The sequence below is a fragment of the Pseudarcicella hirudinis genome (assembly GCF_900115665.1).
Taxonomy (GTDB): Bacteria; Bacteroidota; Bacteroidia; order Cytophagales; family Spirosomataceae; genus Pseudarcicella; species Pseudarcicella hirudinis.
The window spans coordinates 459,116-483,901 of sequence record NZ_FOXH01000002.1 but is presented as its reverse complement, the minus strand read 5'-3'; the positions used below and the strand labels follow the sequence as shown (position 1 = coordinate 483,901).

The 24,786-nt window shown below is 39.2% G+C and carries 19 protein-coding genes; 13 read left to right on the top strand and 6 right to left on the bottom strand.

All coding sequences use genetic code 11. The annotated features are described in order from the left end of the window. Positions 1 to 137: 137 nt before the first annotated feature. Positions 138 to 563 (bottom strand): VOC family protein, encoded by a 426-nt coding sequence (locus BM179_RS05100; protein WP_092013186.1) that lies wholly within the window; start codon positions 561 to 563, stop codon positions 138 to 140. Between the two features lie 174 nt (positions 564 to 737). Between BM179_RS05100 and BM179_RS05095 the strand changes: the two genes are divergently transcribed. Then, a complete protein-coding gene (locus BM179_RS05095) occupies positions 738 to 1,574 on the top strand; it encodes an endonuclease/exonuclease/phosphatase family protein (RefSeq protein WP_092013183.1) in 837 nt (278 codons plus the stop codon). Then, entirely contained in the window at positions 1,571 to 1,951 is a 381-nt protein-coding gene (locus BM179_RS05090; RefSeq protein WP_092013179.1) for a hypothetical protein, read from the top strand. Before BM179_RS05095 ends, BM179_RS05090 begins: the two co-directional genes overlap by 4 nt. A gap of 53 nt (positions 1,952 to 2,004) precedes the next feature. Here the strand turns inward: BM179_RS05090 and BM179_RS05085 are convergent, their stop codons facing one another. Both BM179_RS05085 and BM179_RS05080 read right to left on the bottom strand, forming a co-directional pair. After that, a complete protein-coding gene (locus BM179_RS05085; RefSeq protein WP_177219302.1) occupies positions 2,005 to 5,865 on the bottom strand; it encodes a pyruvate carboxylase in 3,861 nt (1,286 codons plus the stop codon). Between the two features lie 324 nt (positions 5,866 to 6,189). After that, on the bottom strand, positions 6,190 to 6,603 hold the full coding sequence (locus BM179_RS05080) for a DUF1801 domain-containing protein (RefSeq protein WP_092013174.1): 414 nt from the start codon (positions 6,601 to 6,603) through the stop codon (positions 6,190 to 6,192). Positions 6,604 to 7,032: 429 nt separating this feature from the next. Between BM179_RS05080 and pdxA the strand changes: the two genes are divergently transcribed. The 4 genes from pdxA to BM179_RS05060 all read left to right on the top strand — a co-directional run bounded on the left by pdxA (position 7,033) and on the right by BM179_RS05060 (position 12,663). After that, complete coding sequence (pdxA, locus tag BM179_RS05075) at positions 7,033 to 8,052, top strand: 4-hydroxythreonine-4-phosphate dehydrogenase PdxA (RefSeq protein WP_092013171.1); 1,020 nt, start codon at positions 7,033 to 7,035, stop codon at positions 8,050 to 8,052. A gap of 87 nt (positions 8,053 to 8,139) precedes the next feature. Further along, the gene (locus BM179_RS05070) at positions 8,140 to 9,021 is read left to right on the top strand and encodes a sugar phosphate isomerase/epimerase family protein (protein WP_092013168.1); all 882 of its coding nucleotides are present in this window, start codon (positions 8,140 to 8,142) and stop codon (positions 9,019 to 9,021) included. A gap of 209 nt (positions 9,022 to 9,230) precedes the next feature. Then, complete coding sequence (locus tag BM179_RS05065; RefSeq protein ID WP_092013682.1) at positions 9,231 to 10,181, top strand: NAD(P)-dependent oxidoreductase; 951 nt, start codon at positions 9,231 to 9,233, stop codon at positions 10,179 to 10,181. Continuing rightward, entirely contained in the window at positions 10,159 to 12,663 is a 2,505-nt protein-coding gene (locus tag BM179_RS05060; RefSeq protein WP_092013165.1) for an endonuclease MutS2, read from the top strand. Before BM179_RS05065 ends, BM179_RS05060 begins: the two co-directional genes overlap by 23 nt. Positions 12,664 to 12,756: 93 nt before the next feature. On the opposite strand, the gene BM179_RS05055 is transcribed toward BM179_RS05060, so the two are convergent. Beyond that, positions 12,757 to 13,422: a hypothetical protein gene (locus tag BM179_RS05055; RefSeq protein ID WP_092013162.1), complete on the bottom strand. Its 666-nt coding sequence runs from the start codon at positions 13,420 to 13,422 to the stop codon at positions 12,757 to 12,759. A 61-nt stretch (positions 13,423 to 13,483) separates the two neighbouring features. Further along, the gene (locus tag BM179_RS05050; protein WP_092013159.1) at positions 13,484 to 14,632 is read right to left on the bottom strand and encodes a hypothetical protein; all 1,149 of its coding nucleotides are present in this window, start codon (positions 14,630 to 14,632) and stop codon (positions 13,484 to 13,486) included. 114 nt (positions 14,633 to 14,746) lie between these two features. Between BM179_RS05050 and BM179_RS05045 the strand changes: the two genes are divergently transcribed. From BM179_RS05045 to BM179_RS05035, 3 genes are all read left to right on the top strand, one after another. After that, positions 14,747 to 15,991: a hypothetical protein gene (locus BM179_RS05045; protein WP_092013155.1), complete on the top strand. Its 1,245-nt coding sequence runs from the start codon at positions 14,747 to 14,749 to the stop codon at positions 15,989 to 15,991. 140 nt (positions 15,992 to 16,131) lie between these two features. Further along, the gene (locus BM179_RS05040; RefSeq protein ID WP_092013152.1) at positions 16,132 to 17,193 is read left to right on the top strand and encodes a PA0069 family radical SAM protein; all 1,062 of its coding nucleotides are present in this window, start codon (positions 16,132 to 16,134) and stop codon (positions 17,191 to 17,193) included. A gap of 99 nt (positions 17,194 to 17,292) precedes the next feature. Further along, positions 17,293 to 17,922: a Pr6Pr family membrane protein gene (locus BM179_RS05035; protein ID WP_092013149.1), complete on the top strand. Its 630-nt coding sequence runs from the start codon at positions 17,293 to 17,295 to the stop codon at positions 17,920 to 17,922. A 22-nt stretch (positions 17,923 to 17,944) separates the two neighbouring features. Here BM179_RS05035 and BM179_RS05030 read toward each other — a convergent pair whose 3' ends face one another. Next, positions 17,945 to 19,024 carry a sialidase family protein gene (locus tag BM179_RS05030; RefSeq protein ID WP_218159164.1) on the bottom strand — a complete coding sequence of 360 codons (1,080 nt, stop codon included), beginning with the start codon at positions 19,022 to 19,024 and terminating at the stop codon, positions 17,945 to 17,947. A gap of 240 nt (positions 19,025 to 19,264) precedes the next feature. On the opposite strand from BM179_RS05030, the gene BM179_RS05020 reads away from it, so the two are divergent. The 4 genes from BM179_RS05020 (at position 19,265) to BM179_RS05005 (ending at position 24,749) form a co-directional block, all read left to right on the top strand. Continuing rightward, the gene (locus BM179_RS05020; RefSeq protein ID WP_092013144.1) at positions 19,265 to 19,702 is read left to right on the top strand and encodes an FKBP-type peptidyl-prolyl cis-trans isomerase; all 438 of its coding nucleotides are present in this window, start codon (positions 19,265 to 19,267) and stop codon (positions 19,700 to 19,702) included. Between the two features lie 204 nt (positions 19,703 to 19,906). Then, positions 19,907 to 22,351 (top strand): putative glycosyltransferase family protein, encoded by a 2,445-nt coding sequence (locus BM179_RS05015; RefSeq protein WP_092013141.1) that lies wholly within the window; start codon positions 19,907 to 19,909, stop codon positions 22,349 to 22,351. Positions 22,352 to 22,548: 197 nt separating this feature from the next. After that, on the top strand, positions 22,549 to 23,829 hold the full coding sequence (locus BM179_RS05010) for a metal-dependent hydrolase family protein (RefSeq protein ID WP_092013138.1): 1,281 nt from the start codon (positions 22,549 to 22,551) through the stop codon (positions 23,827 to 23,829). Positions 23,830 to 24,041: 212 nt separating this feature from the next. Then, positions 24,042 to 24,749: a 3-keto-disaccharide hydrolase gene (locus tag BM179_RS05005; RefSeq protein ID WP_092013135.1), complete on the top strand. Its 708-nt coding sequence runs from the start codon at positions 24,042 to 24,044 to the stop codon at positions 24,747 to 24,749. The last annotated feature ends 37 nt before the right edge of the window (positions 24,750 to 24,786 follow it).

Sequence of the window (24,786 nt, the reverse complement as noted above, 5' to 3'; positions counted from 1 at the left end):
CGTTCAGTTTTTATTGAGAAACAGGACTTATTGAATTAATGACAAAACCCAAAAATAAATCACTTTGTAATATTCTTCTCCCCTCCCGAAATGGTAAAAATCTGCCCTTTGGCGACCTTTGTATGAATTTATGGAATTTAAGGCAATTTTAAAATATCTCTGTCGTCAAATTCAAAAAAGGGATTAAAGGCTACTTCAAACAAATGCCCGTCCAAATCTCTGAAATAGCTGCTGTAACCGCCCCAGAAAACCTTCTGTGGTCTTTTTACAATAACAGCTCCTAAAGATTCCACTTTTGCAATCACCTCATCTACTTCGTTTTCACTTTTGGCATTATAAGCCAGCGTTATTCCGGAAAAGCCGGAACCTTCTTCTGAAATGCCGGCGTCTTCTGCTAATAATGTCCCTGGATAAAGGGATAAAACAATTCCTCCCAACTGGAAAAAAGCAATGCTTTCCTGACTTGCAGCTGACTTTTTCCAGCCTAAACCTTTTTCATAAAAATCCAGCGATTTTGCCAGATTTTCAACAGCAAGTGTGATGATATTAATTCTTGGATTCATTAGAAAGTATATTTAGTAACATTACAAAGTTTATTATTCCATCGAATCATATTATTTTATTGAATTAAATTCTATGGTTCTAAATTTCAAGTCTTATAATTCATCATTTATTCCTTGAAAAGTATATTTTTGTTTTTTTATCTACTACACTCTATGAAATTCGTGATGTAAACTATGCAGGAATTAAACTTCTTATTCTGGAATTTAAACCAGAAACCCCTTGTTGAAGAAATAGCAAATATTGCAAAACATTATAACATTGATGTATTAATTTTTGCTGAATTCAATATCAAACCAACAGATTTATTATTAGAATTAAATATCAATGTTGTTAACTATTTTTTGCCAAATCCTCTTTTCCAAAACAAAAAGATTAAAGTATTCACCAAGTTTCATAATAATTTTATAATTCCAATTGAGGATGAAAGTGATAACAGATTCTCCTGCTTTAAAATTGCTTTACCACTATTAGAGGAAGTACTTATTTTCGGCGTTCACTTTCCTGATCGAAGAAATAATCAACCTGATAGTATTTCATCCTACGCATGTAGAGTTGCCCGTAAAATAAAGAAAATAGAAGTTGAAAGAAATATTGATAGAACAATCGTTGTAGGTGACTTCAACATGAATCCTTTTGAAAGAGGCATGGTTGATGCCGAAGGTTTCCATGCGATAATGGATAGTAAGATTACAGAGAACAATCACAGAGTTGTTTCTGAAGAGGAATATCATTATTTTTATAATCCAACGTGGAGTTTACATGGTGATGTTGGAAATAATGTCTCCGGCAGTTATTTCTATAAAAATGCAGAACTTGTCAATTATCATTGGAATGTTTTTGATCAGGTTCTAATCAGACCTTCGTTAATCAATAGTTTTAAAAAAGAAACCTTAAAATTTATAGATTCAGACGGGGAAAAAAGTCTTCTGAAAGCTAATGGAATACCCAACAATAAGTGTTTTTCAGATCACCTTCCCTTATTTTTCACCTTAAATATTCCGACAAAATGACAAATACAGAAAACCTTTGGCCTGATATTATCATGGAAGAGGAAATCAGAAGCCCCAAAATAATTTTAAAAGAGCAAGCTAATTTCTTAGGAGAAATCACTAAAAATATACTCGCAGGAGAAGTAGATACTTCCAGCTTTAATAATACTATTTTTAATAGTTTCAGTATAGTTGCCCCTTTATTGAATAATTATAAGTATAAACTGTTTGAAATCAGACATACTATGGTTCTCTATCCATGTTCTATAGAATTTGAGGGTATAACAATTAAGATTTTAAATGAGAAGGACTTAGTAGATGTACTCAAATCAATATTTAATAATGACACAACCAAAAAAGTTATTCAATCGCTGATAGCTCAAAGTAAAGAAGTATAACGACAAAAGCCCGGCAAATACCGGGCTTTTGTCGTTTGAATCACTTATGGGTCTTAACCAACTAAGAAATCACCGCTGGTAATTCTGGTAAGTCCTTCCGTCGGGCGATTATACAAATAGCCATAGGCTTCCTGCGATTTTCCGTCAATCTTCACATTAATGGTCTTTCTCAGGAAAATACTTTCATCTTCATTTTCAGGATAATATTCTTCATATTCATCAAGGATACGAATTAACCTTACCGAATTTGAAAGTTTATATAATTCTCCTTTTACAACTGAGCCGCCATTTTCTGAAGAAACGATACCCGGATATTCTCCGATATTGAACATTTCTCCCTGAAAATCTGCCATCCCGATAAATTCAGAGTTACGGGCTATCAATTTGTGTAATTCGTTTCCGTAGTCTTTACGAAGTGTTCCGTACACAAAAAGAAATTCTTCCTGATCCGGTTCCGGTAAAACAACTTCCTCTATTGATAAAACCAGATCTTCCTGCTCAACCACTGTTCCTTCAGTAAGGACAATTCTTGAAACAAGACCTTCAAATGGCGCCGACACAATCGATTCCATTTTCATGGCTTCAATCACATATAAAGGCGCATTTTTCTTCACTTCATCTCCCGGTTTAACCAGAATACGACTCAAACGTCCCTGAAGCGGAGCGCCTATATCACCTTTGACACTGGCCTTAACATGCTGAGGACGAACAATCTTGATATTTTTGTCAAGTACCTTAATACGTCTTGCCTGACCGTTGAGTTCGAAAGTAACATTTCTTAATCCTGCCTCATCCGGTTCAGACTGGTACAAATATTTCACAATAATTGTTTTACCTTCTTCAATAGTAATCATGATCTCCTCATCCGGTTTCAAGCCATAAAGGAAGGCCGGAGTTGGTAACACTGATACTTCTCCATAGTTTTGCTGAGATTTGTAAAAATCTTCATAAACTTTCGGATACATTTTGTAGGACAGGTAATCCAGGAATCCTTCTTCACCTTCGGGGAATTTCTCCCTGAATGCCGCAAAATCCTTCTCGAAATCTATCGGCTCAATTGAATCATTTGGTCTTCCGGTCAAAGGATGCTCTCCTTTCAATACAATTTCCTGAAGTTGTTTCGGGAATCCTCCGTAAGGCTGCCCCAGGCCTCCTTTGAAGAAATCTTTTACAGATTCAGGGAAAGATAAAGTAGCTCCTTTGGCATAAACATCTTCAGCAGTTAAGCTGTTAGCTGTCATGAAAATGGCCATATCTCCTACTACTTTCGAAGAAGGAGTTACTTTTACGATATCGCCGAATAATTTATTAGCTTCGAAATAGTTCTGTTTCAATAACTCAAATCTGTCGCCGACACCTAAGGCAGTTGCCTGGCCACGAAGGTTTGTATATTGACCGCCCGGAATTTCATTGTCATAAACTTCTGCAGTTCCGGCTTTCAGTTCCGACTCAAAAGGATAATACATCTGACGTACGTCTTCCCAATAAGTAGAATATTGATTCAGTAAAGGTAAATCGATGGGACATTCACGCTCATTCCCTTGCATCATACCCACTACAGAGTTGAAGTTTGGCTGGGCAGTAAGTCCTGACATGGCACCCAAAGAACAATCTATGATATCAACTCCGCTTTCAATGGCCTTCAGATAGGTAGCCGCCTGAATAGAAGCTGTATCATGCGTATGAAGATGAATCGGAATATCAATCGCTTTCTTTAATTCTTTTACCAGCAATTCAGCCTGATATGGTCTTAAAAGACCTGCCATATCTTTGATGGCAAGAATATGCGCTCCCTCGTCCTCAAGCTGACGGGCCATATCAAGGTAATATTGTAAAGAATATTTTTCGTTGGTAAATACATCTCCGGTATAACAAATGGAAGCCTCCGCCAGAGCATTGGTACGCTCACGAACTGCACGAATTGAAACTTTCATCGCCTCAACCCAGTTCAGAGAGTCGAAGATGCGGAAAACATCAATCCCGGATTCTGCCGATTTCTCCACGAATTTCTCAATAAGGTTATCAGGATATGCAGAGTATCCAACGGCATTAGAGCCTCTGAAAAGCATTTGCAGCAGCATATTCGGCATGGCTTCTCTGAAAGCCTGAAGACGTTTCCACGGAGATTCATTCAAAAAGCGCATCGCAACATCAAATGTTGCACCGCCCCAGACTTCCATTGAGAACAATTGCGGGAAGTTTTTAGAATAACTTTCTGCAACAGCAAGCATATCTTTACTTCTGACGCGTGTCGCCAGAAGAGACTGATGCCCGTCACGGAAAGTAGTATCTGTATACAGTATCTGTTTCTGATCCTTAACCCAGGCAGCAAATTTATCTGCGCCCAATTCGTCCAGCTTTTGTTTGTTTCCCTTCGGATGTTCTGCAAAAGGATCAAAAGAAGGTACAACCGGAGTTTTAAAGCTGCGGTCATTTTTCACTTTTACATCAGGATTTCCATTGACAATCACATCTCCCAAATAGCGGAGTGCTTTGGTAGAACGGTCTCTGGTTGGTGTAAAATTGAATAATTCCGGATGAGAATCAATAAATTGTACCACGCATTTCCCCTGCTGGAAAATCGGGTGGGCAATTACATTGCGGAGGAAAGGAATATTGGTTTTTACCCCACGAATCCTGAATTCTGTCAAAGCTCTGGATAAACGCTGAGAAGCGCCTTTCAAAGTACGTCCTTTGGCCGAAACCTTCACCAGCATCGAATCGAAATAAGGTGAAATTTTTACCCCGGGATAAGACGAACCTTCATCCAGACGAATTCCAAATCCGGCTGCGTTTCTATAGGCAATGATTGTCCCGAAGTCCGGTTTAAAACCATTTGCAGGATCCTCCGTAGTAATACGGCATTGGATGGCATAACCATTCAAAGGAATATCTTTCTGGTCATGGATATAAATTCCGTTGTCAGAAAGTTTGTAGTTTTCTGCAATGAGAATCTGGGTTCTTACGATATCTACACCTGTAACCTCCTCAGTAATAGTATGTTCTACCTGAATACGTGGATTTACCTCAATAAAGAAGATATTTTCATCTTTATCTACAAGAAATTCCACCGTTCCGGCATTATAGTAATTTACGGCCTTACCAATTGAAAGAGCGTATTGATATAACTTCTGTTTGGTTTCTTCTTTTAACCCGAAAGATGGTGCAACTTCTACTACTTTCTGAAAACGACGCTGAACAGAGCAGTCTCTTTCATAAAGGTGAACAAGATTCCCATGCTGATCTCCTAATAACTGAACTTCAATATGTTTAGGCTGATCGATAAATTTCTCAATGAAAATCGTATCATCTCCGAACGCATTTTTCGCTTCGTTCTTTGCTTCAGTGAATGATTTCTCTAAAGACTCTTCATCTCTTACTACCCGCATTCCTCTTCCTCCTCCACCGGCAGCAGCTTTTACCATTACGGGAAAGCCGATACGTTTTGCTTCAGCAAGAGCAATAGCCGCAGAACTCAGATCTTCTTTAGAATCCTCAATCATCGGCACCTTAGCTTCACGAGCCGCATTTTTGGCCGCCACTTTATCCCCTAATGCGTCCATTGCTTCAGGAGAAGGACCTACGAATTTGATACCTTCTTCTCTGCATCGGCGAGCCAGTGTAACATTTTCCGACAAAAATCCATATCCCGGATGAATTGCATCAATTTTCTTCTCTTTACAAAGTTTAATGATGCCTTCAACATCCAGATAAGGTTTTAAAGGCTCATCATCCTTACCAATTTGATAGGCTTCATCGGCCTTGTACCTGTGAAGTGAATAACGATCTTCGAAAGTATAAAGCGCTACAGTCCTGATTCCCAATTCGGAAGCAGCACGCATAATACGGATAGCGATCTCGCCACGGTTGGCGATTAAGAGACTATTGATTTTTTGGACGTATGGTTGTGGCATTTGTCAGTTAAGAGTTAACAATGAACAATTAACAATATTTTTCAGAACATCTCCGAATTTTTCAAATTTGAAAAAAGCACCAAAAGGGTCTTTTCCCGAAAGAATTATCCAGTAAATTGTACAAAAATCAAAAATTTATTGGGGATTTTACGCTACAAACCTCATAAAATTTGGTAATTATTAAAAAGTTACAACTTTATTGTGGTTCGTTACAATTTTATCAACATTTACAGACATTCTATCAATTATCTAAAGGCAATATCTTTCATTTTCGGACCGGATTTCAAAAAACATTCCGTTTTCGAATCCGGTATAAAGGGGGAATTATTTCTTCCTTTTCTCAAAAATCATTTTCTGAAAAGTATTTTCAGGTTGAATTTCATTAAGCAAAATCGCTTCCTGTAAGGTTTCCAGGAAAACTTCTTCTTTATTCATAAAATCCTCAAGATCCAGAAAACTTATTCCCCGGATCAGTTTCCTGTTTTTTGTTTCAAGCAAACCATGATCATTTGATAATAAAAACCCTTTTACAAATCCTATTTCAAGACCCTGCTTCTTATCAATCCTGCCAAAGTAAAAGACATAATCAAAGCAATGAAAAAAGAGTGTATTAAACGCAGATTTTTCCCGCATCTGCTCATGGGAACTGGCTGCCAGTTTCCGGATATGATTCATCAGGATCCTGTATTTCGGTTCCTGACTTTCAATAAAATCATCAAAACCAAGATGTTTATTCATAAACTCAGAAATATTGAAAACATTACCATACTTCCTTAAAACCTCTTTATACCCTAATCAAACAAAATTGTTTTAAGAGAGTAAGTTACTTTAAATCACAGGAAATTTCACAGAATTTATACTCTATTTGAACAGATATATTCTTTTAACAGCATTGGTTATTTTTCAATTCCGGATATTAATCAGGTAAATTTCAGGGGATTTGTTCTGTTAACTCCTGACTATTTCCAAACCTGTCTTCTGTGAATTCAACAGTACATTCTACTATTGCAAATACGGCTGCTGAATCAATCAGGGTTCCCGGACTAATTCATGGAACCTTTTTTATTTCGTCATCTTTTAAGTAAACTTGCAATAAAATCAGGGTTTAGTCATAAAACGATCTCAGATCTGTTAAACTTTATACCCTAAACCAATCTAAAATTACAAATGGAGCAACACAAACCGGTCATAGGAATTACATTAGGAGATTATAACGGAATAGGCCCGGAAGTTATATTAAAAGCTCTTTCGAGCAATCGCATTTTAAAGCTTTGTACCCCGGTTATCTATGGTTCACAAAGAGTTTTAGGTTACTACAGAAAAGCACTTGATCTGAAAGACTGGACTTTAAATGTGGCACCTGGCATACAACAAATCAATCATAAAACTACCAACATTATTAATTGCTGGGACGATAAACAAACTGAAGTTGAACCTTCTAAAGTAACTCCGGAAGCAGGACAGGCAGCACTGGCCTGTCTGCAAAAAGCTACTGAAGACCTAAAGGCCGGGCATCTGGATGCAATCGTTACAGCTCCTATCAATAAAAATAATATCCAGTCAGAGGAATTTAAATTCCCGGGACATACGGAATTTTTCGCAACCTCTTTTGAGGCCAAAGACTCTCTGATGTTTCTGGTAGCAGAGGAAATCAGAGTCGGGGTTGTAACCGGACATATTCCCTTAGGAAGAGTTCGCTCGAATGTTACGCAGGAGAGAATTACAGCAAAACTAAACATGATGCTGGAATCACTGCAAAAGGATTTTGGTCTTCAGAAACCTAAAATTGCCGTATTAGGACTGAACCCTCATGCCGGGGAAGACGGTTTATTAGGAAATGAAGAAAAAGAGGTAATTCAGCCAGTGATAGAAACGTTCAAAAAGAAGGGGGATTTCGTATTCGGACCTTTTCCGGCAGATGGTTTTTTTGGCAATGCACAATTTAAAAATTACGATGCCGTTCTGGCTATGTATCACGATCAGGGTCTGATTCCTTTCAAATACATTGCCTTTGAAACCGGAGTTAACTTTACAGCAGGTCTTTCCATTGTAAGAACTTCTCCCGATCATGGAACAGCGTATGATATTGCCGGTAAAAATATTGCCAACCAAAGTTCAATGTTACAGGCCATTTTTACAGCAATCGACATTGTTAAGCATCGTAAGAACGAGCAGGAACTGGTTTAAGTTTTTCTGTTTTTAACCATTTTTTTCCTGTTTTGACAAAGAATAGTATTTAATTTACCCAATAAAAACCAACTTAACTAATTTATCATGGAACAATCTTCCCGTAGAGATTTTCTTCGTACTGGTCTCCTTTCTGTAGCAGGAGTATCATTACTTTCAGGTGAATTGCTGGCTGCACCTAAAAAGCCTGCAAGACACATTGGCGTGCAGCTTTATTCAGTAAGAGATGATATCAAAAAAGATGCTGTCGGAACTATTGAAAAAGTAGCTAAAATCGGTTACAAAGAAGTAGAAGGATTTGGATATGCTGACGGAAAATTCTTCGGACTTTCTCCGGAAGAGTATTCAAAAGTTTTAAAAGGAAACGGTCTTACAATGCCTTCAGCGCATAGCATGGTATTCCTGAAAGATTTTGATGCAAGTACCAAGCAGTTCTCTGATTCTTTCAAGAAAAGTGTGGAAGATGCCGCTAAAGTTGGTCAGAAATACTACATCTGCCCATATACTATCGATCCGGATCGTACAAAAGGAAAAGAACTTGCAGAACTTTTCAATTATGCAGGAGAACTGACCAAGAAATATGGCATGAAATTCGGTTATCATAACCATGATTTCGAATTCAAAGAGTATAACGGTGAGCCATTATATGAAACCCTTTTGAATCATACAGATAAAAATCTTGTAACATTCGAAATGGACTTATACTGGGTTGTTGCAGCAGGTAAAAAACCGGTAGATATTTTCAAAAAACATCCGGGTCGTTTTACACATGTACACGTTAAGGATCATGATCCTGTTAAAAACGTAACCGTTGAAGTGGGTGAGGGAGATATCAATTTCCAGGAAATTTTCAATCACAAAGATTTAGGAGGAGTTAAATATTTCGTTGTAGAATTAGAGCAATATAAAAGAACTCCGTTGGAGGGAATTGAAATTGGTTACAATAACCTTAAAAAACTCAAATTCTAACAACTGATAAAAAAGGCCAAACTGTCATGTGTAAGACTATTGTATCACAGGTTTGGCCTTTTTCCCGAAATCTCAGACCTTAATAATCAGGTCAGATAAAAAATATTTCCTTTACAATTGAACCTGCCGTACCTTTGGCAGGTTTTTTTATTGTACAACAAATAGGCCACTCCTTGAATATCATCAGAAAAAGAGTGGATTTTAAAAATATGAAAAAGATTATTATTGCTGATAATATGCATCCTTCGATTCTGACCATGCTGGAAGAATCGGGTTTTGCACATGAATATCAACCGGGCATAACCCGTGCGGAATTACTGGAAAAAATCGGGGATTTTGAAGGTATTATTATCAGAAGTAAAACAGTATTGGATGAAGAGTTTTTGCAGAAAGCCGGAAAACTTGAATTTATTGCCAGAGCAGGAGCAGGATTAGATCTCATTGATATAGAGGCGGTTGAAAAAAGAAATATTGTTTTAATAAATGCTCCTGAAGGAAACCGGGATGCCCTGGGAGAACACTGCATCGGAATGCTGCTCTGCCTTTTCAACAAAATCAACTGGGCAGACACTGAAGTAAGAAACGGTATCTGGAAAAGAGAAGCCAACCGTGGCGTTGAGCTGATGGGTAAAACCGTTGGTCTGATCGGATATGGCAATATGGGCAGAGCATTCGCAACCAGACTGAGCAGCTTTGGTGTAAAAGTACTGGCCTATGATAAATACCTTGATAATTACTCAGATCAGTTCGCAAAGGAAGCAACTTTAGCACAAATTTATCAGGAAGCCGATATATTAAGCCTGCATATTCCCCTGACCGATGAGTCGAAAGAATGGCTGGATATTGATTTCTTCCAGCGTTTTCAGAAAGACATCTTTTTAATCAATTCTGCCCGTGGCGAAATTGTTAAACTGAAAGATTTATGGGAAGCCATGCAAACCGGAAAAGTTCTGGGAGCTTGCCTGGACGTTCTGGAAAATGAAAAATTAGATAAATTGTCGGAAGAACAAAAAAGCCTTTATGCTGAATTATTCCGACAGAAAAACATTCTTTTCACCCCTCACGTAGCCGGATGGACACATGAAAGCTATGTCAAAATCAATGAGGTACTGGTGAAAAAAATCCTCAATCATTACAATGTTATATCCCAAAAATATTGAACAAAAATTAGGTTTTGACCGCATCCGTGAGCTTTTAAATGAAGCTTGTATCAGTCCGCTGGGACAGGCGTTTGTAGAAAAAATCCGCTTTTCAGATAATTACGACCTGATTCAGAAAATGGTCAGGCAAGTAGCCGAAATGAAGGAAATTATGCAGTTTGATGCTTCTTCATTTCCGGCGCAAAACTATCTCGATGTAAATACCCAGCTTTCCAAAGCTTCCATTGAAGGGGCTTTTTTGAGTGAAGAGGAATTTTATGATATCAAACGTTCCCTGAGAACAATTCAGGAATGTCTGCGCTTTTTCGAAGGAAAAGAACCGGAACAATTTCCGCAGCTTCGCGAACTGATGGTTTCTGCTTTCCGGGAAAAAATCAGGAAAAATACTGAAACTGAAGAGGAGGAAGAGGAAGATACTGAACTCTCTGCTTCAAAAGAACCTTTCCGAAATCCCGTGCTGGAAATCCGTGGTTTGATAGATGCCCTGGATAAAATTATTGACGATCGGGGTAAACTCAAAGACAATGCTTCTGCCGAACTTCAGAATATCAGAAGAAAACTCAATGCAGAAGAGAATGATTTAAGGAAAAAACTCGAATCAATTCTCAGACATGCCAGAAGTAACGGCTGGATTACAGATGATTTTTCGCTGACTGTCAGGAATGGAAGAATGGTTATCCCGATTGCCGCTGAACATAAGAGAAAACTCAAAGGTTTTATCCATGACGAATCTGACACCGGAAAGACGGTTTTTATGGAACCTGCCGAAACGCTTGAGTCTAACAACGTTATCAAAGAACTTGAAGCGGCTGAAAAACGTGAAATCGTCAGAATTCTCATGGACCTTACTTCCAGAATCAGACCTCAGGTTCCTTTACTGAGAAAGGCTTATACTTTTCTGAGTATTGTCGATTTTATCAGAGCGAAGGCAAAACTGGCCATTTCAATGAATGGTCTTGCTCCTCTTGCTGCCAATACGCAACTGGTTGACTGGAAAAATGCCGTTCATCCTTTGCTTTATCTTTCTTTTCAGAAACAGGGGAAAAAAGTTGTTCCGCTAAATATTAAACTGGATAAAGAACAAAGAATTTTACTGATTTCCGGTCCGAATGCCGGAGGAAAATCTGTTACACTGAAAACACTCGGGCTTATCCAGTACATGTACCAGTGCGGATTGCTCGTGCCCATGCGTGAGGATTCGACAATTGGTATTTTCAAAAACGTCTTTATCGACATCGGTGATGAACAAAGCCTTGAAAATGATCTGAGTACCTACAGTTCTCACCTGACGAACATGAAATACTTTCTGACATTTTCTGAGAAAAAGACCCTGTTTCTGATAGATGAATTCGGAACAGGAACTGAGCCTAGCCTGGGAGGAGCCATTGCAGAATCTATCCTGGAAGACCTCAACAAATCAGGCGCATATGGAGCAATAAATACCCACTATACCAATCTGAAAGCATTTGCTGACAAAACCAATGGCCTGGTAAATGGTGCGATGCGTTATGATGCCGAACATCTCGAACCAATGTATGAGCTTGAGATCGGGAAACCAGGCAGTTCATTTGCCATTGAAATTGCCTATAAAATCGGTTTACCAAAATCTGTCATTGATAAATCGAAGCATAAACTGGGAAATTCTCAGGTAAATTTTGAGAAACTGTTAAAAGAGCTGGAGATTGAAAAGAAAGTATTTTCAGAAAAAAATCTGGAAAATGCTACCAAACAAAGGAAACTTGACGCATTGCTTGAACAATATGACTCTCTGAAAACGTATCTCGAAACGGAAAAGAAAACCATCATGAATACCGCTAAGCTTCAGGCTAAGCAGCTGGTGAAGGATGCCAATCAGAAAATAGAGGCTACTATCCGTGAAATCAGAGAGCAGGGCGCTGAAAAACTGGCTACCAAAGAAGTACGACAGGTACTGGAAACTTTCGAAAAACAAGAACTTAAACTCGAAAATGTTCCTGAAAAAGCATCTGAAAAAACGGAAGAGATAGAGGTAGTTGATGGTGAAATATCAGTAGGCTCGCTCGTGAGAATTAAAGGACAGGAAGCATTGGGAGAAGTATTAGGGCTGAAAGGCAAAGATGTGGAAGTTGCCATCGGTGATTTAAAAACAACCATCAAACTTAATCGTCTGGAGAAAATTTCCAGAAAAGAATTTAAACAGAAAACCTCACCAAGACCTAAACTGACCGGCATTGATCTGAATGAGAAAATGATGAATTTCTCGTTTAACCTGGATCTGAGAGGAAAAAGAGGTGAAGAAGCGCTGGTTGATGTGGACAACTTCATGAATGATGCCATTATGCTGGGCTATCCCGAACTCAGGATTGTTCATGGCAAAGGTGATGGTATTCTGAGAAATCTGATCCGTACACATCTGCGAGGGTATAAGCAGGTAGGAAATATGCAGGATGAACATGCCGACCGTGGTGGAGCAGGCGTGACTGTTGTAAAAATGAAAGATTAAATTTCTGATGTAATCTGATTCAAAAGACCGGAAATTCCGGTCTTTTGTGTTTATCCATAATTGTCTGTGTTTAAACTCCGGCAACAGGCAGAATTATTTTCTATCTGTAATAACCAGATCAGCAAAATCTCCTCCCGAATTATTGCCAACCCACAAACCTATCTTGCCACCTTTCCGGTCATTTAACTTGTTCACGCTCAGAGAATATTCACTGCTGTTGTTTACAAAAACACTTACAAGCGGATACTCTACTATTATTTTAACATGAAACCATTCGTTAGGATCAGGTGCGGAAGAGAGAGCTTTTTCATATTTCCCGTTCTGTGTTTCTCTCAGTTTATCCCAGGGAAAATCGGGATGAGAGATATATTGTACCGCATGAATACGACGAACAGGATCAGTACTTCTGAAATTAAAAGGTCGGAAATAAACAGCATCAAAGGTTTTTTCATCCTTTCCATGAAAGGCAAGCCCTACAAAACTTTGTTGCAGAACATCCTTCCCCTTAATATCAAGTTCAATCACTCCATTTGTAAAATTGATCCCGTCAATCCAGGCCACGCCATCTCCTTCTTTTTCAGAAAAGCGAATCCCTTTTCGGTTCTGATCTGTTACAGAACTAAGTGTACGATTAAACGCCTGCAATTCCCCCTTGTTATTTAAGTCGTAAAGATTATACGCCACTCCTTTACTTTGTCCCCACGAACAGGAAGGCAAAGTCAGAATCATAATAATCGATAAAAAACGGTTTAAAGTCATCTTTGATTTTTGAGATTAGGAAACGGAAATACCAATCCATCCGTTCCAGTAAGTTTAAAATTTACTCTTCAATCGTAATACCTTCCATGGTTTCAAGTCTGGCAATAATGGCCCATCCGTAGAAATCATTTGCCACAGCAATCAGCAATTCATTGCTTCCTGATTTCAGCGGAAGTTTAAATGAAGTATTTTCTACAGAACATCTGCCTTCCGGATTCTTCATTATCGGGTGCCCATATAGATTCTTATCTGTAAAAGCCATTCTTCCATTCAGAAATGCCCAAACTTCATCGCTAAAACCAAAATCCAGTGTAAGTGTGCGGGCTGCCTCTGTTTTGAGCTTTACTTTCAGCCATACTGCTCTCCGGCTTTCACTTTTTCCAAAATTCCGGGTAAGATTCACCAAACCCAGTCGTTCTGTCTTAATTTTTTCCCAGGTTACTTCATTTTTTGGTAAATCCGACATATTAACTTCTTTTCCCATCGGTAATGCAAATGGCTGACCCACAAACCATTCCCTGATATATCGGGAATCATTATAGGTTGGATCCAAACCTTCTTTTGCCTGAAGGCCTTCCACTTCTTTTGGACGCACTACCAGATTGGAGATAATTGCTTCTCCCTCAAAAGCCAGCCCGCCTTCTGCATTATTTCCTTCAATATTCGGGATTTCAAGGGTTGGTTTCTCAGAACTGTTTACATAAGCTGCAAGTTGTTTTCCTGAGATGACCAGTTTTATATGGTTAAAGTCTTTATCTTTAATCATGGCAGGCCCCTGATAACTTCCGAGCAAATCCCAGAGATTTACCCCTTTTATAATGGGAGCATACTGCACAGCATCCATTGCCACCGGATTGTTTGCTCTTCCTACTCTCAGGTAAAAACATTCTGATTCCTGAGCATCTTTTCTTCTGAAATAGAAACTGGTAAAATAAGGATTAATAGGTTCCAGGTCAAATTCAATGATACCGTCAGAGAATTGCTGGTTTTTTAACACCACCTGACCTGCTCCTGTCAGAAGTTTCATGGCGGGAGCTGATTTATATTCCATAAACTCCACCTTTCCGGCCGGAAATTCCCACATTTCAGAAGTTAATGGAATTCTGATCTCATTTGGTATAACATTTGGGTTTTTAGAGGTTTTTCCCTTTTGGGCAAATGCACTGAGTGCAAGCATAAATAATACGAGGGGCAACAGGCTTTTTTTCATTTTTTAAGTTTATTTTTGAGCAACGAAAATTTCACTCAAATCTGGAAAATTGTCATAAAAACAGCTTTTCAGGCCTTGTTCAAGTTTGTTCAAATTGTATAATTTCCTCTATCCATGCAAAATCAGCTGTTTCCTATAGAAAAATGCCGTGAACTTATCGAACGGAAACTGGGATGGGGAAATAGTGATTCCTGGCAAAATCAGGATTTCGAAGTGCTGAGTGAAAAGATATTTGAAGAAACCAAAGTCTCCCTGAGTGTCAGTACGCTTAAACGTGTGTGGGGAAAAGTTCGTTATGAAAGTACTCCTAATCTGGCTACACTCAATGTGCTTGCTAAATATGCAGGATTTGAGAACTGGCGTGATTTTACAGCAAGTCATTTCAGCAAGGTAGAAAACGCCGTTACTGAACCGGAAGAAATACCGGAAAAAAGGAAAAAAAACCTTCCTGCAAAAAACGTACTTATATTCATTATCCCGCTCGTCTTACTGGCATTTGTGGCTTTTCTGTTTGCCCCAAAACCGCTGAAGAAATTACATTTTGAACACATACAGTTCAATAGCAAACCCGTTACACTGGGTTTACCCAACAGCGTTATTTTTCAGTACGATGCACAGCAATCTAATGCCGACAGTGTCTTTATTCAGCAGAGCTGGGATCATAGTCTTCGGGTTAAGGTCGATAAAGATAAACACGAATTTGCCTCTACTTATTATTATCCTGGTTTTTACAAAGCGAAACTTGTCCTGAATGATTCGGTGGTAAAAGAACATAATCTTTATATTGAAACTGATGGCTGGCTCGGGATTGCCCATTCTCCCAAAGTACCGGTTTATTTCTCTGCCAATCAGATAACAAAGAAAGAGGGTATCGGTATTTCGGAAAATGATCTGGCATCTCAAAAGATTGATCTTCACGCAAATACCCCAATGGTGAGTTTGTATAATGTGAGTAAAAAAATCAAGGTATCCAGTGATAATTTCCGTTTTCAGACGCAGGTCAAAAGCACTTTTAACCATGGAGAAGCTGTTTGTCAGTTTGTCAGCATTACCTTACTCTGTGAGAATGGCATGCATTCCATCCCACTCAGCATCAAGGGCTGCATCGGAAAAATAGGACTTATTCTGGGAAATGAAGGCCATCCGGGAAAAACCAATAATCTTTCAGGCTTTGGCGTCGACTTCTCCGACTGGGTTTCGGTCCTCTGCGAAGTAAAAGAGAAACATGTCAGGATTTTTGTCAATAAAACCCTCTCATTTGAAGGAGATTTCAAGCATGAAATCGGTCCTGTTATCGGTCTGCAATATAGTTTCATGGGTACCGGAATCATGAAGGATTATACACTTGAGCCACTTTAAAATACGCTGTTTCCTTTCCTGAATTATCCACAAAATTCTCTTGGCTTTCAGCGATTTTTTCTCTGCGATTTATCTTATCTTAGTATTTCAGAAAAGGGAGATTTCAGTTGTTTTACCGGAATCTTCAAACAGCTAAAATCATGAGCGAAGAATGGATAAAAGGACGTGGGGCTCAGTACAACAGTCTAAACCGTTTTGATAAAAATAAGATTGTACAAGAACATTTTGAAGGCCTGGACGAAGAACCTGTCTCCGGCCGGAAAACGCAGTTTATTCATGTTTATCCCAAAACCATCCTTAACAAAGTAGAGAGCAAAGATATTTACGATGCCTACTCTATGAATGCCTATCAGGGTTGTGAACATGGCTGCATATACTGCTATGCGCGCGTCACGCATGAATACCTCGGATTTAGTGCCGGACTGGATTTTGAAAGTAAAATTATGATTAAAAAGAACGTGGTAGAGCTGCTGGACAAAGCCCTTAGCGCAAAAAACTATGTTCCCAAATCAATTATGCTTTCAGGAAATACCGATTGTTATCAACCCGTTGAAAAAGAGCAGAGATTAACACGCGGCATGCTGGAAATTTTACTGAAACACAGACATCCGGTAGATATTATTACTAAAAATGTACTCGTTCTAAGGGATCTTGATATTTTGCAGGAAATGGCCAGACGGCATCTGGTGAATGTCAGTATCAGCATTACCTCTCTGAATGAAAGCCTGAGATTGCTTATGGAACCCCGTACAGCCACTTATCGCAAAAGAATCGAAGTGGTAAGGGAGTTGAGCAAAGCCGGAATTCCTGTAAATGTAATGATTGCACCAATTGTTCCGTCGATTAACGATCACGAAATCCCGGCTGTGATGGAAGCTTCCGCAGAAGCAGGAGCATTGAGTGCAGGTTTTACAATGGTCCGGTTAAACGGTACTATTGGTGAAATATTTACAGATTGGGTCCGGAAAGCCTATCCTGACCGCGCGGAAAAAGTACTTAATCAAATCAGAGAAGCACACGGAGGAAATTTGTTTGACCACAGAGCTGGCGTAAGAATGCGGGGTGAGGGAAAAATTGCGGAAAGTATCAGAACACTTTTCACGGTTTCCAGAAGAAAATATTTTAAAGACCGCAGATTACCGGACCTTGATTTTTCAAAATTTACCAGAAATGCAAACGGACAGCTTTCTCTTTTCGATTAAAACTGCCATCCTTTTGCCTGTTTAAATCTTTTTCCAATACACTTAGTTCAGATCACTGATTTACAATCAAATACCCATCATTCTTCTAACCTTAAAACCATGAGTAACAATCAGATCAGAACCCTCTCAGTAATCGGAACATTGCTTGGCTGGTTCGCAGTACTTTTACAGCTTTATCTGATTATTGTAAACCGGAAATTATCTGTTCCGCTTACACTAATCAATTTCTTTAGCTATTTTACAATTCTTACCAATATCCTTGTTTCCGTCTGTTTCACCTTTATCAGTATAAGTCCGGATTCAAAATGTGGAAAATTCTTTTCAAAAGCCCGGACACTCACTGCCATAGCGGTTTATATCACCGTTGTCGGAGCTGTTTATAACCTTGTGCTACGTCAATTATGGCATCCGGAAGGTTTACAAAAACTCGCTGATGAACTTCTGCATTCTGTAAATCCGGTATTCTTTATCATTTTCTGGATAATCACCGTACCAAAAAAAAGCCTGTCATGGGGCGATACTCCTGAATGGTTGATTTATCCGCTGATTTATTGTATCTACATTCTCATCCGTGGAGCAATTTCAGGATTATACCCCTACCCTTTTATCGATGTCAATACCCTTGGATACGGAGCAGTAGTATTAAATTGCTGTATTTTATTTCTCGTATTCTTAGGAATTTCTTTAGGTTTTGTGGCTCTTGGAAAATATGTTTTCAAGGCAGATTAAACTTTTTCCTCCGGAAACTATACTATTGCCCGATTTTCAATTGCACATACCTTATATTTTTGCGGTCGGCTGTATAACTGATATGAACAAGTCCGTCCTTGCTCTGAATAATAGCAGGATAACTGTATTCGCCTTCCTTATTATCTTCCAAAACATAAACATCTTTCCAGTCTTTCCCGTTTTTCGAAACAGCCACATTCAACTTATACCTGCCGTTAAACCACTCCTTTCCTTTTTGGAGAGGATTATAAACCAATACCTGTAAGCCATTTTTTAAAGTTACTGCATCTGTACCTGAATTAGGATTGGGCAGCTCCGTAAGGCTCAATGGCTCCCAGTGCTTTCCGTTGTCTGTTGACCAGGTCTGTACTACCCGATTCTGGCGGCTTCTGCAAAGCAATTGCAGTTTATGCCCGGCGTAAGAAAGAATACTTGGCTGGATTACCCCGAAAGTATCACAGGCGATTGGTATTTTACGCCAGTTGCCCGCCTCCTCATCAGATTTTTCGAGGTGAATATGCCATAGTTTTTCATCAAGACTTTCTGTACTTGAAGGATATAATATGGCTCCATCAGCCAACTGAACAGGTTTATTTTTGATCGGTCCCAGAATACCTTCGGGTAATTTCTCAGGTTTTGACCAGGTTTTGCCATCATCATCAGAACTCATTTTCATTCCCCACCACTCTCTCGGGTTCTTACCTATTTTGTAAAAGAGAAAAAGTCTGCCTTTTTTAGTTTTGAATAAAACCGGGTTCCAGCAAGGATATCGGGTATTCTCATCGATCTGACCATCTCCTACTTTTTGAGGTTCCGACCATTTCCCGTTACGCAAAACCGAAATCCAGATACACACGTCCCTGCTTCCCTCATAAGCTCCGGCAAACCAGGAAGCCATAATACTTTTGTCAGAAAGTTCGGTCAACGTGGAAGCATGACAAGCTGCAAACGGAGGATTATTGAGCATAAGCTCATTTTTTACTGCCTGTGCTTTTATTTCGCTTAGCTTTTGTGCAAAATTCTGAAAAGGGAGAAGAAAAATCCCGGAAAGCATTAAAATATTAAACTTAACTCTGCACTGAAACACAATCTTTTGGCTCATATTTTCAAACATTTTATGGCAGTTCAGCCATTTAGAGAATGCCAATTTACGACAAAGCTTCTGCAAATGACTCCTTTTCTAACGGGTAAAAACGTCGGTTCGTCCATGATTTTGGTAAAATACTCAATCAATTTTAGTAAAAGCTATGCGTTTCCCGACAAAAAATCAGAACTTTGTGAGAGACAAGCGGTTTACAGGCAACTATAAACTGTTATATCAACTGTAAACTTTACAAAATTAATGGCTCAAGCAAAATCTGGTGACAAAGTCGCCGTGTATTACACAGGAAAACTAACAGACGGAACTGTTTTCGATTCGTCAGAAGGACGTGAACCACTTGAATTTGAATTAGGTTCAGGAATGGTTATCAAAGGATTTGATGATGGCATTACCGGAATGGCTTTAGGAGAAAAAAAATCTGTGCATATTCCTGCTGAAGATGCTTATGGTCATAGCATTGAGGAAAACATCTTAACCATCGAACGTTCTACTGTTCCTCCGGAAATTGAATTAGAATTAGGGTTAACGCTAAATATGCACCAGGACGGAACTGGTCAGGTGGTTCAGGTAACTGTGACAGACTTAACAGAAACAAGTGTTACCCTTGACGCAAATCATCCACTGGCCGGAAAAGACTTAATCTTTGATATTGAGTTGATCGGTATCAACCAGAATTAACAGAATTGTTAAAAACTTTCATGAAATATAAAAGGATTGGTTTTAAACGAGCCAATCCTTTTATATTTGTGGGATTTCATCAGATCCGGCGGTCAGGTATTTATCCCGGTTTTCTGAAAATTTCAAATATTTACCTCTGAAACTGATAATAACTTTCAATAACATCGTTAGGGAATAGACATTCAAAACCATAACATCAAACTCATGAAATTCGATTTCAAAAAGTTAATTCCACATCTGATTGCCCTTGTTGCCTTTGTTTTTATTGCGGGTATTTATGTAACTCCCGCCTTTCAGGGCAAACACCTTCAACAACATGATATCACACAGGCTACCGCTGCTGCGCATGAAATAACAGCTTATGCCGACTCAACCAAAATTAATTCATGGTGGACGAACTCTATGTTCGGCGGTATGCCGTCTTATATGATTCGTGCCAGGTATCCAAACAGTATCACCACACAGATCGGAACAGCGGTTAACTACATTTTACCTTCTCCTGCCAATTTTCTGGTGATTGAGATGTTAGGCATGTATGTTTTACTACTGGTACTTGGAGCCAATATCTGGCTATCTGTTTTGGGAGCAATTGCCTATACATTCTGCTCTTATAACATGATTATCATCCCGGCAGGACATACTTCCAAAGTATTGGCACTGGCCTATGCCCCGTTTTTAGCAGCCGGAATAATCCTTTGTATGCGAGGACGTTACTGGATAGGCGGAGTACTTACTACTGTTTTTACCGGTTTGGAACTGTACGCCAATCACGTACAAATCACCTATTATTTTGCTTTGATGATTGCGGTGTACGTTGTAATCGAAAGTATTAGTCTGATTCGTCAGGGTAAAACCAAACAAATGGTTACCGGACTGATTATGATCGGGATTGCCAGTCTGATCGGAGCAGCTAATCACACGACCCGTTTATGGAGTAACTACGAATATTCTAAAGAAACGATCCGCGGTAAATCAGAACTTACTTCCAATAAACAATCTACCGGAGGTCTGGACAAAGATTATGCTTTCAGTTATAGCTATGGGAAGTGGGAAACCGGAACACTTTTGATTCCTAACTTTTATGGCGGAGCCATGGGCGGAACATTAGGTGGATCTAAATCTGAGACTTATAAGGTAATGAACAATAATGGCATTCCGGATGAAAATGCTTTACAATTTACCGAAAGGGGTTACGCGTACTGGGGAGAACTTCCTATTGCCGGCGGACCTGCCTATGCTGGTGCCATTGTTTGTTTTCTGTTTGTTTTAGGCTGTTTTTTAGTGAAAGGCCCTCTGAAATGGTGGTTAGCCGGAATAACATTCGTCTTTATTACTTTCTCCTGGGGAAAGAACTTTTTCTTCAACGACTTCATGTTCAGCTATTTCCCGATGTTCAACAAATTCAGGGCAATTACCATGATTTTGTCATTGGTACAATTGTCGATGGTTGCCCTGGGGGTTTTGGCACTGGAACAACTTGCCGAGCATAAACCTAAATGGGAAGATTTCAAGAAACCGTTCCTGATTAGTCTGGGACTTACGGCCGGAGTAGCCTTAATTTTTGCATTGATTCCAGGGGTATTCTTTGATTTCCGCAGCCCGGCAGACCAGGCGGCTCAGCAGCTAACCGGAAATAAAGAAGTAGATACTCAGATCTGGCGTGCTATCCTTTCCGACCGTGCTTCGTTGCTTCGTGCAGATGCATTCCGATCGGTCATTTTCATTGTGCTGGCAGCAGGTCTGATCTGGGCATTCACCTTGAATAAACTCAAAGAAATTGTCTTCTATCCTATTTTGATTTTACTGGTAATTATTGACTTTTTTGCCGTGGATAAAAGATATTTCAATAAGGATAATTTTGAAGATAAAGCTGTTTATGAAGAATCTTTTTCACCAAGCCCTATTGATCAGCAAATCTTACAGGATAAATCTCCGGATTACAGGGTAATTGATCTTACCACCAGTTTCACTCAGGACGCCAGACTTTCATATTACCATAAATCACTTGGCGGCTATCATGCCGCAAAACTGCGTCGTTTTCAGGAGGTTCTTGAACATCATCTTTCTCAGAATCCTTTGAATATGTCTGTTCTCAACATGCTGAATACAAAATATTTCATCGTGCCAAATCAACAAAACGGACAAATGCTTCAAACCAATCCTGATGCATGCGGAAACGCCTGGTTTGTGAAAGAATTTAAGATCGTTCCAAATGCGGATGCAGAAATTAAAGCGATTACACAGTTTAATCCGAAACAGACTGCTTTTGTGGATAAAAGCTTCGAAAGTCAGCTTACAAATCTGAAAATTCAGTCTGATTCATCAAATACGATCAGACTGACTAAATACCTTCCTGATGAGCTTACCTATGAATCGAATGCCAAAACAGATCAGCTGGCTGTTTTTTCTGAAATATTCTATAAAGGAAATCAGGATTGGAAAGCTTATGTAGACGGTAAATATACTCCGCATTTAAGAGCAGACTATCTTCTGAGAGCAATGGTTGTTCCGGCGGGAAAACATACTATTCTCTTTAAATTCGATCCTGTTGCTGTTGAAAAAGGAAATACGGTAGATTTAATCACCTCTGTATTAATGGTCGCATTCCTGGGAATTGCCCTGTTTTTTGAAGCCAGACGAAAATCATAAACCAGCTTATTATTTAAAAAAGCGCATTTCCCGATAAAAGAGAGATGCGCTTTTCTATGCCCCATCTGTATTCCTTATCTTCCTCATCCTGAAACAACACTTTCCCTTACACTTCTTTCGGTAAACTCAGGAAAAAAACTATATTTACTAAAAAGTCATTCATTTTCAAACTACCTTTTAATTTCCCTTAAAAACTAATGAAGAAACAGCTACTCACACTAGCCATAACTTGTTTTATCGGCTCTTCCGCTTTTGCACAAAAAACCCTTATTTACTGCGGAACACTGATTGACGGCGTAAAAAATGAAGCTCAAAGTCAGATGACCATCATCGTTGAAGGAAAGAAAATTGTCGGTGTACAAAAAGGATATTCCAGCCCGGGTTCAGGAGACAAAACGGTGGATCTGAAAAGCAAAACTGTTTTACCGGGTCTGATCGACTCCCATGTTCACCTGGAAATGGAAACCAGCAAAGACGGAACGGTAAAGCGTTTTACCCAAAACCCTGCGGATGTGGCATTTGATGCAGCCAAATTTGCTAAAACCACACTTTTATCAGGATTTACAAGTGTAAGAGACCTTGGGGGTTCAGGCGTTAATATTGCCCTCAGAAATGCCATAAATAAAGGGACAACAATTGGCCCGAGAGTTTTCACTGCCGGAAAATCCATTGCAACAACCGGAGGACATGCCGATCCTACCAACGGATTCCGCAAAGATTTAATGGGAGATCCCGGTCCGTTGGAAGGCGTTGTAAACGGGCCTGATGAATGTCGTAAGGCAGTTCGCCAGCGTTATAAGGAAGGTGTTGACTGTATCAAAATCACCGCAACCGGAGGTGTGTTGAGTATTGCAAAAAGCGGGAAAGCCCCTCAGTTTACGGAAGAAGAAATGAAGGCTATTGTTGAAACAGCTAAAGATTATGGTTTTACCGTGGCCGCACATGCGCATGGAACCGAAGGAATGAAAAGAGCCATAAGAGCAGGAGTAACAAGTATTGAGCACGGTACTTATATGGATGATGAAGCCATTGAGCTTTTCAAAAAATACGGAACCTATTATGTACCAACTATTCTTGCCGGAAAAACAGTAGCAGATTCAGCGAAGGTTCCGGGGTATTATCATCCTTTGGTAGTTCCGAAGGCATTGGAAATTGGTCCGCTAATTCAGCAGACTTTTGCCAAAGCTTATAAAGCAGGTGTTAAAATCGCATTCGGTACCGACTCAGGCGTTTCTATTCACGGATATAATGCATATGAATTTCAATATATGGTAGAAGCAGGCATGCCGGCAATGGAAGCCATTAAATCTGCAACCGTTACTGCCTCTCAGCTCCTAGGCATGGAAAAAGAACTGGGAACCCTTGAATCAGGTAAAATTGCCGATATTATCGCAACAGATGGAAATCCGCTGACGGATATTACGCTGATGCGCAAAGTATCATTTGTGATGAAAGACGGTACTGTTTACAAACAATAATATTCCGAAAACTACTTTGTTCAGATATTGGTCAGAAAAGTCAGGGTAAACCTGACTTTTTTATTGGAAGAAAGTTTTTAAATTTGATTCCTCCGAAAAAATCTGTGTTTTATCAGGTATTCAGAATACATCTGATTTTATAAAAACGGAGGCTTATTTTAAACCAATTATCTAATATTTACTCGTTACCGAAAACAACATCATTTATCCACATGAAAAAATACCTTTTAGCGCCAATGCTTTTGGTTTCTGTATGTGCTTTCGCACAGAAGCCTAACACGCTTACCAAAGAAGAAAAAAAACAAGGCTGGAAACTTCTTTTTGATGGCAAAACCATCTCTCAATGGAGAACCTTCAATAAAAAAGAATTAGGTGCTGCCTGGAAAATCAATGATGATGCCATCATGCTGGATGATACGCAAAAAGGCAGTGGCGGGGATATTATCACGAAAGAAGTTTACGAAAATTTTGAATTTACCTGTGACTGGAAAATCTCTCCCGGCGGAAACTCAGGGATCATTTTTGATTCACAGGAAGATGACGCTCAGAAGCATCCTTATTCATGGAATACAGGTCCTGAGTTTCAGGTATTGGACAACGAAGGCCATAAAGACGGTCAGATTGATAAACACCGTGCAGGAAACCTGTACGATCTGATCAAATATACTCCGGAAAACGTAAAACCTGTAGGAGAATGGAATACCGCAAAAATTTATCAGAAAAACGGTTTTGTGAAGTTAACATTTAACGGAAGAGATGTAATTGCATACAAAATCGGTAGTGAAGAATTCAAAAAGCTAATCGCTGCCAGTAAGTTCAAAAACATGGAAAACTGGGGTTCTTATACGAAAGGTCATATTGCTTTGCAGGATCACGGTAACAAAGTATGGTTCAGAAACATTAAAATTCGCCAGCTTTAATTAAACTGAAATTATTGAATCGGAGAGACGCCTCATA